Origin of the sequence: Streptomyces aculeolatus, assembly GCF_020400605.1 — a bacterium.
Taxonomy (GTDB): domain Bacteria; phylum Actinomycetota; class Actinomycetes; order Streptomycetales; family Streptomycetaceae; genus Streptomyces; species Streptomyces aculeolatus.
Genome location: NZ_JAINRD010000004.1, coordinates 358,321 through 374,776, shown reverse-complemented (window position 1 = coordinate 374,776; position 16,456 = coordinate 358,321). Strand labels below are relative to the sequence as shown.

10 protein-coding genes and 1 tRNA gene are annotated in these 16,456 nt (G+C 74.4%); 8 read left to right on the top strand and 3 right to left on the bottom strand.

Going from position 1 to position 16,456, the window contains the following annotated elements:
• Positions 1-165 precede the first annotated feature (165 nt).
• Complete coding sequence (locus LG396_RS10205; RefSeq protein ID WP_225794469.1) at positions 166-1,341, top strand: tyrosine-type recombinase/integrase; 1,176 nt, start codon at positions 166-168, stop codon at positions 1,339-1,341.
• 257 nt (positions 1,342-1,598) lie between these two features.
• Here LG396_RS10205 and LG396_RS10200 read toward each other — a convergent pair.
• Positions 1,599-1,671 (bottom strand) — tRNA-Arg (locus LG396_RS10200).
• A 294-nt stretch (positions 1,672-1,965) separates the two neighbouring features.
• Here LG396_RS10200 and LG396_RS10195 point away from each other — a divergent pair.
• From LG396_RS10195 to LG396_RS10165, 7 genes are all read left to right on the top strand, one after another.
• On the top strand, positions 1,966-3,864 hold the full coding sequence (locus LG396_RS10195; protein WP_225794468.1) for a GTPase domain-containing protein: 1,899 nt from the start codon (positions 1,966-1,968) through the stop codon (positions 3,862-3,864).
• Between the two features lie 770 nt (positions 3,865-4,634).
• Positions 4,635-6,731, top strand: a complete 2,097-nt coding sequence (locus tag LG396_RS10190; protein ID WP_225794467.1) for a GTPase — start codon at positions 4,635-4,637, stop codon at positions 6,729-6,731.
• A gap of 118 nt (positions 6,732-6,849) precedes the next feature.
• Entirely contained in the window at positions 6,850-7,353 is a 504-nt protein-coding gene (locus LG396_RS10185; protein ID WP_037752741.1) for a single-stranded DNA-binding protein, read from the top strand.
• Between the two features lie 294 nt (positions 7,354-7,647).
• Positions 7,648-9,066: a thioester domain-containing protein gene (locus tag LG396_RS10180; RefSeq protein ID WP_026276012.1), complete on the top strand. Its 1,419-nt coding sequence runs from the start codon at positions 7,648-7,650 to the stop codon at positions 9,064-9,066.
• Between the two features lie 386 nt (positions 9,067-9,452).
• Complete coding sequence (gene ettA / locus LG396_RS10175; protein ID WP_037752739.1) at positions 9,453-11,117, top strand: energy-dependent translational throttle protein EttA; 1,665 nt, start codon at positions 9,453-9,455, stop codon at positions 11,115-11,117.
• A 1-nt stretch (position 11,118) separates the two neighbouring features.
• On the top strand, positions 11,119-11,607 hold the full coding sequence (locus LG396_RS10170) for an acyl-CoA thioesterase (protein WP_225794580.1): 489 nt from the start codon (positions 11,119-11,121) through the stop codon (positions 11,605-11,607).
• Positions 11,604-12,431, top strand: a complete 828-nt coding sequence (locus LG396_RS10165; RefSeq protein WP_225794466.1) for a DUF8185 domain-containing protein — start codon at positions 11,604-11,606, stop codon at positions 12,429-12,431. Before LG396_RS10170 ends, LG396_RS10165 begins: the two co-directional genes overlap by 4 nt.
• Before the next feature lie 116 nt (positions 12,432-12,547).
• On the opposite strand, the gene LG396_RS10160 is transcribed toward LG396_RS10165, so the two are convergent.
• Entirely contained in the window at positions 12,548-13,510 is a 963-nt protein-coding gene (locus LG396_RS10160) for an ABC transporter ATP-binding protein (protein ID WP_225794579.1), read from the bottom strand.
• Between the two features lie 31 nt (positions 13,511-13,541).
• Positions 13,542-16,421 carry a hypothetical protein gene (locus tag LG396_RS10155; RefSeq protein ID WP_225794465.1) on the bottom strand — a complete coding sequence of 960 codons (2,880 nt, stop codon included), beginning with the start codon at positions 16,419-16,421 and terminating at the stop codon, positions 13,542-13,544.
• Positions 16,422-16,456 lie beyond the last annotated feature (35 nt).

Sequence of the window (16,456 nt, the reverse complement as noted above, 5' to 3'; positions counted from 1 at the left end):
ATCGAGCGCCGCAAGCGCCAGACGGGATACAGCTATCGCGTCGTATGGGCCGTCGACAGACGTAAACACAGTGAGACCTACCCCACGAAGGGGCAGGCAGACGCCCGTCGCGCCGAGCTGAAGACGGCAGCGAGCAGGGGAGAACCCTTCAGCCCGGCGACCGGATTGCCGGTCAGCTTCGCCAGCAAGGCTGCGGAAACGGGCTGGTATTCATTCGCGGTTGAGTACGTGGACTGGAAGTGGGTCCGAACCAGCGGGAACAGCCGTAAGAACACGGCCAAGGCGATGACAGCCGCCACAGTCGCCTTGCTTCGTACGCAGCCCGGCCAGTTCGACGATCGAGACGTCCGCACGGCGCTGCGGGAGTTCGCCTTCAACACGAAGCGGCGTAGTGCGCCGGCGCCCGGCGAAGTGAGGGAGATCCTCGACTGGGTCGAGCGCAACACGTTGCCGATGTCCGCCTGGGAGGACACCGCCAAAGTCGAGCAGGTGGTTGCGGCGATCAGCACGCTGCTTGATGGCACCGCAGCCGCAGCCAGCTCCGTGATGCGAAACCGCCGCATTCTCAGTCTCGCCCTGGACCGCGCAGTCCAGCACAACATCCTGAGGGTTAACCCTCTGGCTGCGCTGGGCAAGCGGGAGAGCGGCCTGCGGGTGGGGCAGGCGATCAGCAAGCGGTCCCTGCTCAATCCGGCTCAGGTCACCGCGTTGCTCGAATGGATAGGCCAGCGGCCTCGCCGTGGACTGCTGTACCAGGCGTTCTTCGCCACAATCTGCTACGCCGGCCTACGTCCCGAGGAAGCCGTCGCGCTGCATGTCGCCGATGCTGTCCTGCCCGAAACAGGGTGGGGCGAGATCATCGTCCACAAGGCCCATCCAGAGGTGGGCGGCCAGTGGACGGACAGCGGAGAGGTGCACGAGGTCCGCGACCTGAAGGGCCGTGCCGAGGGTGACACCCGCACCGTCCCGATCCATCCGGATCTAGTGGCTCTCCTCCGCCGCGTCATCGCCAAGTACGAGCTCAAACCCGATGGGCTCCTCCTCCCCGGCGCAGGAGGGGACACCCTGGCAGGCTCGGTCTACCGGCGCGTGTGGGGCAAGGCCCGCGAAGCGGTCCTCGCAGCACACGAGTACGCCTCTCCCGCTGGCAAACGTGTGTACGACCTCCGCCACACCTGCCTCACCGGGTGGCTGAACGCCGGCGTTCCCCCCGCGACTGTCGCGGAGTGGGCGGGCAACAGTGTCCCGGTCCTCCTGGCGATCTACGCCAGATGTGTCACTGGACAGTTGACCGACTACCTGAAACGGATCGAAGGACTCCGGTACCTGCCGGTGGCGTGATGGAGCGGTCCGGGCCCTGCGCGGGCGCATCCCGGACCGCTTCGCTACGCCCCCCTGTGATGTGGCGGGGGCGGCGCCGAGGGGAGGTGTCCGCGGGGGACGTATGGGGGACAGTTAGCCGTAGAGGCCCGCTTCTGGCCCGTGCCAACTGGACAGAGAGCATGATCATCTATCGGTGTCGAGCCCCTCGCTGGGGGAGGGTGGATAACCCTCTGACCTGCAGGTTGGGCCCTCCCTGGGGGAGGAGGGCAGCCCTGCGCCCCCGGCAGGACTCGAACCTGCGACCAAGCGCTTAGAAGGCGCCTGCTCTATCCGCTGAGCTACGGGGGCCGGTGTGGCGTGGAACGGTGGCCGGGCTCGGCGGATCCGTGACCTTGCCAGGGGTCAAGGATAGGGCTCCGTTGAGCCACACCCGGTAGCTTCACTCCGGCACCACCTTGTGGAGGTTCAGTGAAGCGTCCCGATAATCGCAGGCGAGTACGAATCGCGCACCGCTTTTTTCCGGGTGGTGCCGGTGGTGTTGTGCAGTCGTTATGCCCGCGTGGCGGAAGCTTCCGGGATGAAGAAGGCGCGCTGCGGGGCTAAACGCTTTCAAATTCGGATGGAAGCGGGCATTCTTCGCATGTGGCGACCTCGGACGTACGGCCTGACCTGCTGAACGCACTCTCCGCGCTCCGCGAGTGCGTCGCCGCGGCGCGCTTTCCGCTCCCCCTGCCGGGGGCGGACGGAGCGCGGCGGAGCAGAGCGGAACTGCTGGCCCAGCTCGACGACTACCTGGTGCCCCGGCTGCACCGGCCGGACGCGCCGCTGCTCGCGGTGGTCGGCGGCTCGACGGGCGCGGGGAAGTCGACGCTCGTCAACTCGCTCGTCGGCAGATGCGTCAGCGAGTCCGGCGTGTTGCGGCCCACCACGCGGATGCCGGTGCTCGTCTGCCACCCCGACGACCAGTCCTGGTTCGCGGGGCAGCGGGTGCTGCCGCATCTGACGCGGGTGTGGATGCCGCGGCAGGACGCCGCGCACGGGCGCGTCGAGGCGTACGAGTCCTACGGCGCTTACGAAGCGCAGGAGGTTGCGGAGCCGTACGGGGACCACGGCGATGAGGGGGACGGCCGGGGGACGCGTGAGTCGTACGGGAGCGGCGGGGGTTCGCGCGGCGCGTACGGCGGGTCCCCCGCCCGGGAGGCGTACGGGGCGAACAGGGGTGCCTCCGCGGCGTACGGCGTGCGTGACCCGTACCGCACCCGGGACGGCCTGGGCGGGGACGGCCCCGGCCGGGACGGCCTCGGACGTGATGGTCTTGGGCGGGGTGCCGCGACCTTCGGCGAGGGCGGTGGCGGGCCCGACGGGACCCTGCTGCGGATCGAGGTCGACGAGAACGTACCGAGCGGCCTCGCCCTCCTCGACGCCCCCGACATCGACTCCCTCGCCGGGCACGCCCGCGAGCTGGCCGCCGAGTTGGTGTGCGCCGCGGACGTGTGGGTGCTGGTGACGACCGCCTCCCGGTACGCCGACGCGGTGCCCTGGCACCTGCTGCGCACGGCGAAGGAGTACGACGTCAGCCTGGTCACCGTGCTCGACCGCGTGCCGCACCAGGTCGCCGGCGAGATCTCCCTGCAGTACGCGACGCTGCTGCGCAAGGCCGGACTCGGCGACGTGCCGCGCTTCACCGTCCCCGAACTCCCCGAGTCCGCGGGCGGCGGCAGCGGGCTGCTGCCCGCCACGGCGGTGCGGGAGCTGCGCGACTGGCTCGGCCACCGCGCACAGGACCCGGCGGCCCGTGCGGAGGCGTCCGTGCGGACCGCGAACGGCGTGCTCGCGTCGCTGCGTTCGCGGGTCACGTCGCTGGCCGGGGCGTGCGCCGCGCAGCACGCGGCGTCGACGCGGATGGCGCACCGCGTGGAGCGGGCGTACGAGGAGGCGGCGGAGCAGGCGCACGCCGACCTCGTCGGCGGCACCGCGTTCGCCGGCGACGCCCTGGCGCACTACCGCAACCGCGCCCTCACCGGCGCCTCCGTCGACCTCCTCGACGCCCTGACCGGCAGCGTCGCCGCCGTCCTGTACTGCGCCGTGGCCGCCGCCGACGAACGGTTCGCCGCCGAGCTGCGGCGCGAGCCGGGCGCGGCGGCGGTGCCGTTCGGCGAGGCGGGCGTGGGGGCGCAGGAGCGGGTGGGCGTGCTCGTACGGCGCTGGCAGCGGTGTCTGGAGGAGCTGGCCGACGACGCGTTGCGCGCGGCGGAGCGGCCGGGCGACGCGGAGCCGGAGGAGGTGGCGGCGCTGCTGGCGGTGGCGCTGCTCGGCGGCGCTGAGGGGGAGGGGGCGGCGGACGAACTGGCGGCGCTGCTGGGCGCGAAGGACGGGTTGCGGCTGCGGAGCCGGGGCGGGCGGCTGCTCGGCACGTACTTCGAGCGGGTGCTCGACGGGGAGCGGGATCGCCGGCTGGCGGCGATCGACGCCCTGGAGGCGCAGTCGGGCCAGCAGGCCCGGTTGATCGCGGCCATGTCGGTGCTGCAGCGGGAGAAGTGAGGGAAGAGGTGCACGAGGTGGGCGGCATGGGCGAGGCGGGCGAGATGGGCGAGGCAGGCGAGGGGCGCGACGTGCGTGCGCAGGAGGCCCCGGGACGCGGCGAGTCGGCGGAGGTTCCGGTTCCAATTGAGGAGGCGGCGGAGCCGGTGGCGGTGGCCGGTGGGGGTGAGGGGGCGGATGAGTTGGCTGAGTTGAGTGGGGTCGCGGGGGCTGCGGATGCCCCTGACGGGGACGCGTGGGACGGCGAGGCCGGGGCTGCGGCGCCCGCGGCCGGCGGGATGTGGGACGACGGGTTGATCGCGCGGCGCGCGGCGCGGTGGGGCGTGCGGCGGGGCCAGCGGCAGGCGGTTCGGGGCGGGGGCGGCACGGGGGTGGCCGAATCCGTGCCGGGGCCGGGGGGAGAGGGCGCTGATCCGTCCGAGGGCTCGACGGCAACTGGTGTGGACGATGGGGCGGTTGAGGTTGTCGAGGTGAGTGGGGCAAGCGGGGCGAGCGGAGCAGCGGGGGCTTCGGCGGCGGAGGCCGGTGCGGGGGCCGCGGTCCTGGCGGCGGAGGAGGAGGTCTCAGCGGAGGTCTCGGGGGCGGAGGCTCGGGGTTCGGCTGCGGAAGCGGGAGCGGGGTCTTCGGGGGACGGGGCTGCGGGTTCGGGGGACGGGGCTGCGGGTTCGGGCGGGGTGGACTTCGGGCGCCGGGCCGAGGCACGGGGCGGCGCTGGTGCGGAGGGCTCCCCCGGGGGCGACGGCGGTGGACGAGAGGGCGGTGTCGCGGAGATGGGTGCGGACGGCGGGTCGGACGTGGCGGCGGGGGTGCCGGAGCCGGCGGGTGGTGCGGCGGCGGAGGCGGGCGGCGCCGGTGCGGAGGTGTCCGGGGAGGGCGGAGCGGATGACGGTGTGTCCGCGGGCGCAGGGCCGGTCGACGGCGCGGGGGACGGCTCCGGTGCGGGGTCCGGTGGCGACGCCTTCGGGGGCGGTGCGGGCGGAGGTGCGGGCCTGAACGACGACGACTTCGCGGACGCCGGCGGGCGCGGCGGTGCGTACGACGGGGACGGTGCGGTGCTGCGTGCCGCGGGGCGGGGTCGCGGCGGGGCGCGCGCGGGCCACGGGGAGGACGCGGGGACGCCCGGAGGATTCGTACCGCGTGCCCAAGGCCCCCTGCGCGGGCGGCTCGACGCCCTGCGGGAACTGGTCGGCCTCTCCCGTACGCGGCTGGACGGGCGCACGCTGGCCGAGGCCGGCCGCGTACTCGACGAGGCCGCCGACCGGCAGCGGCTCTCCCTCGACCACGCCGTCGTCGCCATCGCGGGCGCCACCGGCAGCGGCAAGTCCAGCCTCTTCAACGCGCTCGCCGGTGCCCCCCTCTCCGACGTCGGCGTGCGCAGGCCCACCACCTCGCTGCCGTCCGCGTGCGCCTGGCGCGGCGCCGGGGACCACGCGCCGACCCTGCTCCTCGAACGCCTCGGCCTCCCGGCGCGCGCCGCTCGCCCGCTCCGCGACGACCTGGGGCTGCGCGGGCTCGTCCTCATCGACCTGCCCGACCACGACTCGGCGGTGGAGGAGCACCGCCGCCGCGTGGAGGACCTGTTGCGCCGGGTGGACGCGGTGATCTGGGTGGTCGACCCGGAGAAGTACGCGGACGCGGCGCTGCACGAGCGCTATCTGCAACCGCTGGCCGGCTACGCAGAGGTGATGTTCGTCGTCCTCAACCAGCTGGACCGGCTGCCCGCGAACGCCGTCGGGCAGGTGCTCGACGACCTGCGCCGGCTCCTCGACGAGGACGGCCTCGCGCTCGGCGAGCACGGCGAGCCCGGCGCGTGCGTGCTGTCGCTGTCCGCGCTCACCGGCGAGGGCGTGGGCGATCTGCGCGCGGAGCTGGTGTCGTTCATCGCGGAGCGCCGGGCGGCCGAAAGCCGGCTGACAGCGGACGTGGACGAGGCGACGGCGCGGCTGCGCGAGGTGTACGTCGGCGACGGCGGCGGGGGCGGGCTCGACGAGCGGATCAGGGCGGAGTTCGAGGACCGGCTCGCGGAGGCGGTGGGGGCGGCGGCGACGGGGCAGGCGGCGGAGCAGCTGTGGCTGCGGGCGGCGGAACAGGCGTGCGGGGCACGGCTGGTGGAGCTGTGGCGGCGCCGGCGGGCGGGGACGGCGGGCGGCTCGGCCGCCGGTGCGGCCGACCGGCCGGCCGCGGACGCGGGCGCGCTGATGCCGGAACCCCGGGACGGGGAGCGGAGGTTGGCCCCCGCGCGGGCGGTGGTGGAGCAGGCCGTACGGACCGTGGCCGACGAGGCGGGCGCCGGGCTGCCGGCGCCGTGGGCGAAGGCGGTGCGCGAGGCGGGGGTGCGCGGTGCGGAGGGGCTCGCGGACGGGCTGACGCGGCAGGCCCCGGGCCCGGGTGCGGAGACGGCGGCGTCCGGAGGTGAACCGACTTCGGGCGGGTCCGGTGCGGGTGACGCGGGCGAGGCGGGTGCGGCCGGTCCGGGTGCCGGTGACGGGACCGGGCTCGGGCCTGTGCCGCGGCCGCGGTGGTGGTCGGTGGTGGGTGCGGTGCAGCGCGGGCTGCTCGGCCTCCAGGCGCTGGCGTTGCTGTGGCTGGTGGCGGCGTTCTTCGGCGTCGCCGGCGGGCCGTGGCTGCTGCCGCTGGGCCTCGTGGCGGTCGCCGCGGCCGGCGGCCCCGGGCTGGCGCTGGCCTGCCGGTTCGTGGCCCGCGCCCCGGCGCGGCGGTACGGCGAGGAGGCGGAGCGCCGGCTGCGGGAGTCGGCGGCCGCGAGCGGGCGGGCGCGGGTGCTGGAGCCGATGGCGGCGGAGCTGCTGCGCTACCGCGAGGTGCGGGAGCAGTACGCCGTTGCCTCGGGCGGCAGTGCACGGACCTGACCTGCGATTACGCCACCCGGGCCGGAGTTATCCACAGGGGTCGCGGGGTTCGGGTGGCAGGGGGCAGCATGGGGTCAGCGGGCAGGTGAAGTGCCCGGACGGGGGAGGTGCGTTGGAAATGAACGAGACGATGGTGACCGTGGTGGGGAACGCCGCGACGAGCGCGGACTACCGCACGACGCAGTCGGGGGTGCCGGCGGTGCGCTTCCGCCTGGCGGCGACGGTGCGGAGGTTCGACCAGGCGAGCGGCAGCTGGACCGATGCGTACACGAACTTCTTCACGGTCTGGGCCTGGCGCCAGCTCGCGGACAACGTGGCGGCTTCCGTGGCCATCGGCGAACCGCTGCTGGTGCGGGGCCGGCTGCGGGTCAGGGAGTACGAGAAGGAGGGCGTGCGCTGCACGGACCCGACGATCGACGCGACGGCGGTGGGCCACGACCTCGGCTGGGGCACGGCGGCGTTCCGCCGGGTCTCCCGGCTCAAGCCGTCGTTCGCGGACCCGCCCAGAGGGGACCTCGACGCAGCGGTGCGGGACGCGTTGGCCCCGGTGCCGGCGGGCGGGGCGCCGGACGCGGCGGAGCAGGGGGAGCGCCATCCGGTGCTGACACCGGACCTCGGCTGATCCGGAACCCATGGCCGGCGGTGGGCCTGCCGGTGGCTGGCTGGTGACGGTTCCGAGACGATCAGTTCGAGTGCGCGACTCGAACTTCTGCCGGTCCGCTGGGGTCTGCCCGGAATAGTCGTCGCCCGATGTAACGATTGCGTTCTAAAACCCTGTCCCCATGGGGCATTTGAGGTTCGCGGGACGAGGGGAGTCCCTAGGATTCCGAGCGGCTCGACGAGCCCGGAGCGAAGGCGTTCTTACGGCGGGGGCAATCCGAGCCTTGACCAACCCGCCCGGAGGGGATTTTCGACCATGACTTCTGTTCGGAGGCCGTCACACCGACGGTCCGCTCGGCTTACCGCGGCAGTGCTGGCCGCGGGCCTGGCCACCGCCGGTGCGATAGCCGGCGCCGGTCCGGCCGCGGCGCAGGACGCGCCGCCCGCCAACGGCGCCACCGCCACCCTGGGCGGTCTCACGATCAAGGACACCGCCATCGTCCACGGTGACAGCGGTGACAGCGAGATCGGTGCCGGTCTGTTCGAGATGGCCGTCGACCAGGGCGGCTCCATCCAGACCTACTGCATCGACTTCGGCAACCCGACCCAGCCGGAGGCCAAGTACCAGGAGGTGGCCTGGAGCTCCTCCTCGCTGCAGAACAACCCCGACGCGGGGAAGATCAACTGGATTCTGCAGAACTCCTACCCGCAGGTGGACGACCTGGCCGCGCTCGCGGAGAAGGCCGGTGCGGGTGAGCTGACCGAGAACACCGCCGCGGCCGGCACCCAGATCGCCATCTGGCGCTTCTCCGACAAGGTGAACGTCGAGGCCAAGGACCCCGAGGCGGAGAAGCTGGCCGACTACCTGGAGGCCGGTGCCGAGGCCATCGAGGAGCCCGCGGCCTCGCTGAACCTCGGTCCGACCGCCGTCTCCGGCAAGTCGGGCGAGAAGCTCGGCCCGGTGACGGTGAACACCGACGCCGCGAGCGCCAACCTCTCGCTGTCGCCGGAGGCCGAGTCCGCCGGCGTCAAGGTCGTCGACGCCGACGGCAAGGCGCTGACCAGCGCCGCTGACGGCGCCGAGGTCTTCCTCGACGTGCCCTCGGGCACCCCCGACGGGTCCGCGACCCTGACCGCCGAGGCCACCACCCAGGTGCCGGTCGGCCGTGCCTTCGCCGGCGTCGGTGAGCACGCGAAGAGCCAGACCCAGATCCTGGCCGGCTCCAGCGACACCACCGTCACCGCCCAGGCCACCGCCACGTGGGCGAGCGAGGGTCCGATCCCGGCGCTGTCCGCGGACAAGAACTGCGCCAAGGGCGGCGTGGACGTGACCGCCGAGAACAAGGGCGACCAGCCCTTCTCCTTCGAGCTGGCGGGCGAGTCCCACACCGTGGCGCCGGGCGAGTCCAAGACCGTGCTGGTCGAGGTCGCCGAGGACCAGGCGTACGAGATCACCATCAACGGTGACGACGGCTTCAGCGAGAAGTTCACCGGCGTGCTCGACTGCGAGACCGCGGGCAACGACACTCCGGCCCCGAGCGAGCCGAGCCCGGCCTCCGCGGGCGGCTCCGCCGGCGGCGACGACGCGGGTGACGACGGCGGCGACCTGGCGAACACCGGTGGCAGCAGTGCCACCCCGGTGATCGCGGGCGTGGCCATCGGCCTGGTCGTGGTCGGCGGTGCGACCGTCTTCCTGCTCCGCCGGCGCGCCGGCGGCGGCGCCGACGCCGCCTGACGACGACCCTCCGGCCGGCGCCGGGAAGCGCGTGACCGCGCCCAGCGGTGCCGGCCGGCGGACGTCGGCTGACGGCTGACGCTCTGCACGGCACAGGGGCCGGATCCTTCGGGATCCGGCCCCTTTCGCATGCCCGTTTCGCATGCCCGCGAGGCGCTCCCCGCGGCGCTGTGCGCCTCGCGCGCGCCTCGCGCGCGGCGCGGGTGCCGCGCGCGTGCGGCCTGCCCGTGCGCTGCCGCATACGCCCCGTACCGCGCCCGCGTCCGCGTCCCGGGCCGCCCCGGCCGCCGCGGGCGGCGGGCGCGACCGGGGGCGTTTTCGCGCGGGGCGGCGCGTGCGGCAAGATGGGTGCATCTGCCCACCTCGGATCTGCCGGACGGTTTCTCTTGGCTGAGTTCATCTACACCATGCGCAAGGCACGCAAGGCGCACGGCGACAAGGTCATCCTTGACAACGTCACCTTGAACTTCCTGCCCGGCGCCAAGATCGGTGTCGTGGGCCCCAACGGAGCCGGGAAGTCCACCGTGCTCAAGATCATGGCCGGACTGGAGCAGCCGTCCAACGGCGACGCGTTCCTCTCGCCCGGCTACAGCGTCGGCATCCTCCTCCAGGAGCCCCCGCTGAACGAGGAGAAGACCGTCCTCGAGAACGTCCAGGAGGGCGTCGCCGACACCAAGGGCAAGCTCGACCGGTTCAACGAGATCGCCGAGCAGATGGCGACCGAGTACACCGACGAGCTGATGGAGGAGATGGGCAAGCTCCAGGAGGAGCTGGACCACGAGAACGCCTGGGACCTCGACGCCCAGCTCGAACAGGCCATGGACGCCCTCGGCTGCCCGCCCGGCGACTGGCCCGTCACCAACCTCTCCGGCGGCGAGCGCCGTCGTGTGGCGCTCTGCAAGCTGCTGCTGGAGGCCCCCGACCTCCTCCTCCTCGACGAGCCCACCAACCACCTCGACGCCGAGTCCGTCGCCTGGCTGGAGCAGCACCTCGCGCAGTACGAGGGCACCGTCGTCGCCATCACCCACGACCGGTACTTCCTCGACAACGTCGCCGGCTGGATCCTGGAGCTGGACCGCGGCCGCGCCTACCCCTACGAGGGCAACTACTCCACGTACCTGGAGACCAAGGCCGCGCGCCTGAAGGTCGAGGGCCAGAAGGACGCCAAGCGGCAGAAGCGCCTGAAGGAAGAGCTGGAGTGGGTCCGCTCCAACGCCAAGGGCCGGCAGGCCAAGTCCAAGGCGCGCCTCGCCCGCTACGAGGAGATGGCTGCCGAGGCCGAGAAGATGCGCAAGCTCGACTTCGAGGAGATCCAGATCCCGCCGGGTCCGCGCCTCGGCAGCGTCGTCGTCGAGGTCGAGAAGCTCAGCAAGGGCTTCGGCGAGAAGCTGCTCATCGAAGACCTGTCCTTCACGCTCCCGCGCAACGGCATCGTCGGCGTCATCGGCCCCAACGGCGCCGGCAAGACCACCCTGTTCAAGATGATCCTCGGCCAGGAGAAGCCCGACTCGGGCAGCATCCGGGTCGGCGACACCGTGAACGTCAGCTACGTCGACCAGTCCCGCGGGAACATCGACGCCAAGAAGACGCTGTGGGAGGTCGTCTCCGACGGCCTGGACTACATCAACGTCGGCCAGGTCGAGATGCCTTCGCGGGCGTACGTGTCGGCCTTCGGCTTCAAGGGCCCCGACCAGCAGAAGCCGGCCGGCGTCCTCTCCGGCGGCGAGCGCAACCGCCTCAACCTCGCGCTCACCCTCAAGCAGGGCGGCAACCTGCTGCTGCTCGACGAGCCGACCAACGACCTCGACGTCGAGACCCTCTCCTCGCTGGAGAACGCGCTGCTGGAGTTCCCGGGCTGCGCCGTGGTCATCACCCACGACCGCTGGTTCCTGGACCGCATCGCGACGCACATCCTGGCGTACGAGGGCGACAGCAGGTGGTTCTGGTTCGAGGGCAACTTCGAGTCGTACGAGAAGAACAAGATCGAGCGGCTCGGCCCGGACGCCGCGCGCCCGCACCGCGCCACGTACAAGAAGCTCACCCGTGGCTGACGTGGCCAAGCACGTCTACCGCTGCCCGCTGAGGTGGGCGGACATGGACGCGTACGGCCACGTCAACAACGTGGAGTTCCTCCGCTATCTGGAGGAGGCCAGGATCGACTTCATGTTCCGGCTGGCGCCTGCCGAAGGAGGTGCCGCCGCCGGCGGCGGCACCTCCTTCGCGGGCGGGTCGGTCGTGGCCCGGCACGAGATCGACTACCGGCGCCAGTTGGTGCACCGGTACGACCCGGTGACGGTCGAGGTGTGGGTGACGGAGATCCGGGCGGCGTCGGCGAAGCTGGCGTACGAGGTGAAGGACGACCCGGAGGACGGCGGTGCGGTGTACGCGCAGGCGTCGACGGTCATCGTCCCGTTCGACTTCGAGGCCGGCCGGCCGCGGCGGCTGACGGAGGCGGAGCGGTCGTTCCTGGAGAAGTACCTGGGCCCGCCGCCCCCGGGCCGGGCCGGGCGGAGAGAGCCGGGGGAGGCTGCGGCGGCATGACGCGGCGGCTGGTGTTCGCCGAGGCACGGCAGGCGGAGGGCCTGGCGGTGTTTCTGGGGCGGCTGTTGCGGTACGACAGGGGCGCGGCGGTGCGGCTGCGGGTGGCACCCGGTGCGGCGGCGCCCGGCGCCGGCGGCGGGGCCGGGGGAGCGGCGCTGGCCGTCTTCGGGCACGCGCCGGCGCTGGAGGTGATCGTGGTCCGTACGGCGCTGCTGACGGCGGCGTCGGCGGAGGAGCTGGACGAGACGGTGTCTGCGGGGGAGCTGGCGGAGGCCATCGACGCGGCGGCGCACGCGGGTGCGGACACCGGTGCGGAATCCGGCGCGGACACCGGTGCGGACACCGGGGCCGGGCAGCCCGTCGGCAGCGGGTCCGGATCCCCGCCCGTACGCCGGGAGTTCCGGGAGTCGGCCGTGGCGTTGCCGCAGCCCGTGAGCGGTCCCGGGTGGGCCGGGCTGCTCCCGCCTCGGGGCGGCTGGAAGCCGGTGGCGGGGTTGCCGCGGCCGGAGGAGCTGCACGTCGCGGTGGCGGCGGGGGTCGCGGAGTTCAAGGCCCGGGTGGAGGCGCTGCCGGAGGAGAAGCGGACGCGCACGGAGGTGGACCGCATAGGCGGCGACATCTGGAGCCGCACGCTGGCGGACACCCCTCTCCCGCTGCGCGCCGCCCATGCCGCCCGCGTCTTCGGCCTGCTGCCGCCGACGGCGGACACCGCGGAGCCGGCGCTGCTCGCCGCGGGCAACTGGCTCCGCCTGCGCACCCCGTACGGCTCGGTGGCGCTGCGCCGCCAGGGCGGCCTGGGCCGCCTGGGCGTCACCCCGGTCTGACCCCCCGGAGGGCGAGACTGCGCGCCCGCCGCCCGCAGGCGCCGCAGGCGCCCGGCGAGGCGGGCCTTGGCCCTGGCGGGCCGCCCGTCCAGCCTCCGTGCCGCCGAAGTCCGCGGCTACGTCCCGTTCTCCCGGTCCGGGGTCACCCGGATGTGGTCCTCCTCCAGGTCCAGGACCACCCTCTCGCGGATGTCCAGGGCCTCCGTGTACTGCTGCGGCAGCTGGAGGCGGCCCGTGCGGTCGACCGCGGCGTACTCGCGGGCCACCACCCGCTCCTGCCCGCTCGCGTCGACCTCCGTGCGGCGGACCACCTCCGACGCCATCCGGCCGTCGCGGATCGCGACCGTGCGGCGCACCTGCGTGGCCACCGCCTGGTCGTGGGTGACGATGACGATCGTCGTGCCCAGCTCCTCGTTCGCCGTGCGGAAGGCGGCGAAGATCTGCTCCGCCGTCGCCGAGTCCAGCTCGCCCGTCGGCTCGTCCGCCAGGATCACCGCGGGGGAGTTGGCCAGCGCCACGGCGATCGCCGCGCGCTGCTGCTCGCCGCCGGACATCTGCTGCGGGCGGCGGTCGCGGCAGTGGGCGAGGCCCAGGAGGCCCAGGAGGTCCTCGGCGAACGCCACCCGGCGGCGGCGCGCGTGCCGGCCGCCGCCGCCCTCGCTGAGCTGCATCGGCAGCACGACGTTCTGCGCGGCGGTCAGGTACGGCAGCAGGTTGCGCGCGGTCTGCTGCCAGACGAAGCCGACGACCTCCCGGCGGTAGCGCAGCCGCGCCCGCGCGTCCATCGCCAGCAGGTCGAAGCCCGCCACCGTGGCGGTGCCCGCGGTGGGGACGTCGAGGCCGGCGAGGATGCCCAGCAGGGTGGACTTGCCGCTGCCGGAGGCGCCGACCAGGGCCAGCAGCTCGCCCTCGGCGACCAGCAGGTCGAGCCCCTGCAGCGCCTGCACCTCGACGCCGTCGGTGCGGAAGATGCGCACGAGCTGGTCGCACGAGATCAGCGCGTCGTGCCCGTACGCCGGCTTGGCGCGCTGCTCCGCCGCCCGCCGCTCCAGGTCCTCCAGAGTCGTGCCGCTCGTCATAGCGCCTGTGCCCTCTCGCGTCTGGGCCATCTCACTCCCCGTCCCCTGCCCGCAGTTCCCGTACGGCCCGCCTTCTGCCGCCCCACCACGCCTGCATCAGCACCGCCGCCAGCGCCAGCCCCGGCACCGCCACCGACGGCAGCGCCAGCGCCAGCGGGTCCGCGCGCAGCTCCGCGCCGCCGGGGCCGAGCAGGTCGGGGCTCTCCTCGCCGAGCGCGAGCGCGGTCAGGTCGATGCCGGGGCCCAGCAGCCGTACGGTGACCAGCCCCGCCAGCGCCCCGACCAGGCCGGCCGCCACCAGCTGCGGCATCGCCTCCAGCACCAGCAGCCGCCGCCCGTGCCGCCGGCTGAAGCCCATCGTGCGCAGCCGCGCCAGCAGCGCGACGCGCTCGGGCGCGGCCCGCAGCAGCGACAGCAGGACGGCGAGCAGGGCGTAGCCGGTGGCGGCGACGGCGGCGACGGCGTAGAGCCGCTCCGCGCCGCGCTGGAGTTCCGAGGCGGCGAGTTCGTCCGTCACGTCGCCGCGCAGTTGCAGGGCGGCGGCGGGCGCGGAGTCGCGGGCCAGGGTGCGCAGAGCAGCCCGGTCCAGGCCGCCGCCGGCCAGCAGCAGAGTGTCGGGGAGCGCCTCGGGCACCGCCTCGGTGCCGGGCAGGTGCCGCGCCACGCTCTCGGCGTCCAGCACAGCGAACTGCCCGCCCGTCAGCGCCGGGGTCAACCGCCGTACCGCCGCGACCTCTGCCGTGATCCGGCCCCGGGACGACTGCAGTCCGAGGGTGCCGTCGCCGATCAGGTCGGCGACGGCGGGGGAGACGAGTGCGGGCAGCGCCTTGCCGCCGTCCTCGTCCCGCAGCAGCCCGGCGTCGAAGGGGCCGAGGCCGAGGTCGGCGCTGAGCCGCGCGTACGCGCCGGCGTCGACGGTCAGCAGCGTCACCTCGCCGCTCAGCCCGATGACCTGCAGTCCGCTCTCGGTGCTGACGGAGGCCACATGCCGTACGCCGTCGATCTCGCCCGCCTTCTCGGCGATCCCGTCGGGCAGCGGCGCAGCCGAGGTGAGGCGGGCGTCGCCGCCGACGGTGTGCAGCGAGGCCGTCGTGCGCGCGTCGGCCACCCCGGCGAGTACGGAGCCGCCGAAGGAGGCGGTGGTCAGCGCCACGAGCAGCGCCAGCAGCGGCAGCGCGGACGCCGCGGGGGCGCGCCCGGCGCGGGCCAGCGACAGGAAGCCGATCGCCCCGCGCGCCCAGGAGGCCGGGCGGGCGGCCAGCCGCAGCGGCAGCGGATAGAGGCGTACGAACACGGCCGCGGCGACCACCCCGACGAGCACCGGCGCCGCGCTGACCAGCGCGTCGGCGCCGCCGTCCGCGGCGCCCCTGCGGCGCAGCGCCACCAGGGAGCCCAGCGCCAGCACCACCGCGGTCAGCTCCGCCACCAGCCGCTGCCGCGAGGGCCGCGCCCGGATGAGGTCGCTGCGTACCGGGGCCCTGGGCCGGCGGACGGCGGCGACCGCGAGCGCCGGCAGCGCGCAGAGCGCCAGCGCGGCCGTCGCGCCCGCCGCGAGCAGCGCGGGCCCGTGCCGCCCGCCGGGCAGCAGCAGGACGGCGAGGCCGTAGCCGGCCGCGGCGGCGGGCAGGACGGCGGCGGCGTTCTCGGCGAGGAGGCGTACGGCGATGCCCCGCAGGGAGCCGCCGCGGGAGCGGAGCAGCGCCAGTTCGGCGCGGCGCCGGGAAAGCGCGAGGCCGCCGCTCATGCCCAGCACCACGGCGGCGACGGCGCCGACGCCGAAGGCGGCGACGGCCACGACGGGCGTGACGGCCTCGCGCACGCCGCGGTAGCTCCCGAGCAGCCCGCTGACGCCGGAGGAGATGTCGAGCCCGGCGCCGGTCCGCATGGCGAGCCGCTCGAAGCCGGGGCCTTCCTGGAGGGCCGACAGGGCGTCGAGCACCGCGGGCACGTCCCGGCCGCGCAGCGCGCCGCCGGCCACGGGCACGTTCCAGTACGGGGAGGTCCCGGCGTTCTCGAAGGACGTGCCGAACGCCTGCGTCGCGGCGTAGAGCGCGGGGGCGCTGTCGGGGTGGAGGAGGAAGGCGGCGGCCCAGTAGCGCTGTGGTTCGAGCGTGGCGGGCCGCTGGCGCAGCTCGGGGGTGCGCAGGAGCGGGTCGACGGACCAGTAGTCGCTCTTCGGCGCCTTCGGCTCGACGATGCCGGTGACGTGGACGACGACCGTGCCCTCGGCCTGCGGGAGGTGGACGCGGGAGCCGACGCGCAGGCTCAGCTTGTCGGCGGTGGCGGCGGAGACGGCGGCCTGGAGGACGACATCTCCGCCGCCGGCGGGCGCGAACTCCGTGGGCTCCGGCAGCCGCCCGTCGACGACGCGGGCGTGCTCCTCGACACCGGCGCGCGCGTCGAGCTGCACCTCGGGCCGCTGCCCGTCCGTCTTCGGCAGCCACGGGTCGTCGGTGACGAGCACGGGCTCGGTCCGCACGCCGTACGAGACCTGGTCCCGCGCCGCCCGCAGCGGGTCGCGGAACTCCTCGAGCAACGGCTTCACGAACGCCCGGACCGCCGTCGCGGACATCGACTCCGCCTGGTCCTCGAACGTCACCTCGGGGTCCGCCTGCGCGGTGAGCGACACGTTGCGGTCGGCGGCCGAGGCGTCCTCGACCAGCCGGCGGGCCTCCCGGTCCTCGAAGGTGTCGACGCCGCGCGGGAACGCGGCGGCGAGGAACGCGGTCACGAGCACGAGCAGCGCGAGGGCGACCGCGCCGCCGGGCGCGGCCTTCAGCCGGGTCCGCACCCAGGGCGCGGCACCGGGGGCCTTCGGCCCGGCGGGGGCGCCGGACGCGTCCGCCGGGTCCGGGCGCTCCGGGGTCTCCGGTTCTTCCGGGGTCTCCCGCGGGTCCTGTGCGGGGGGCATGTCACCGACCTCCCGGTGTCTGGCCGGCCGGCCGT

What these genes read in the sequence shown, in the direction of transcription:
- LG396_RS10190 (WP_225794467.1), top strand. Translation starts at nt 4,635, where the DNA reads ATGGGTGCGGACGGCGGGTCGGACGTGGCGGCGGGGGTGCCGGAGCCG.
- LG396_RS10185 (WP_037752741.1), top strand. Translation starts at nt 6,850, where the DNA reads ATGAACGAGACGATGGTGACCGTGGTGGGGAACGCCGCGACGAGCGCG.
- LG396_RS10180 (WP_026276012.1), top strand. Translation starts at nt 7,648, where the DNA reads ATGACTTCTGTTCGGAGGCCGTCACACCGACGGTCCGCTCGGCTTACC.
- LG396_RS10165 (WP_225794466.1), top strand. Translation starts at nt 11,604, where the DNA reads ATGACGCGGCGGCTGGTGTTCGCCGAGGCACGGCAGGCGGAGGGCCTG.
- LG396_RS10160 (WP_225794579.1), bottom strand. Translation starts at nt 13,510, where the DNA reads ATGACGAGCGGCACGACTCTGGAGGACCTGGAGCGGCGGGCGGCGGAG.
- LG396_RS10155 (WP_225794465.1), bottom strand. Translation starts at nt 16,421, where the DNA reads ATGCCCCCCGCACAGGACCCGCGGGAGACCCCGGAAGAACCGGAGACC.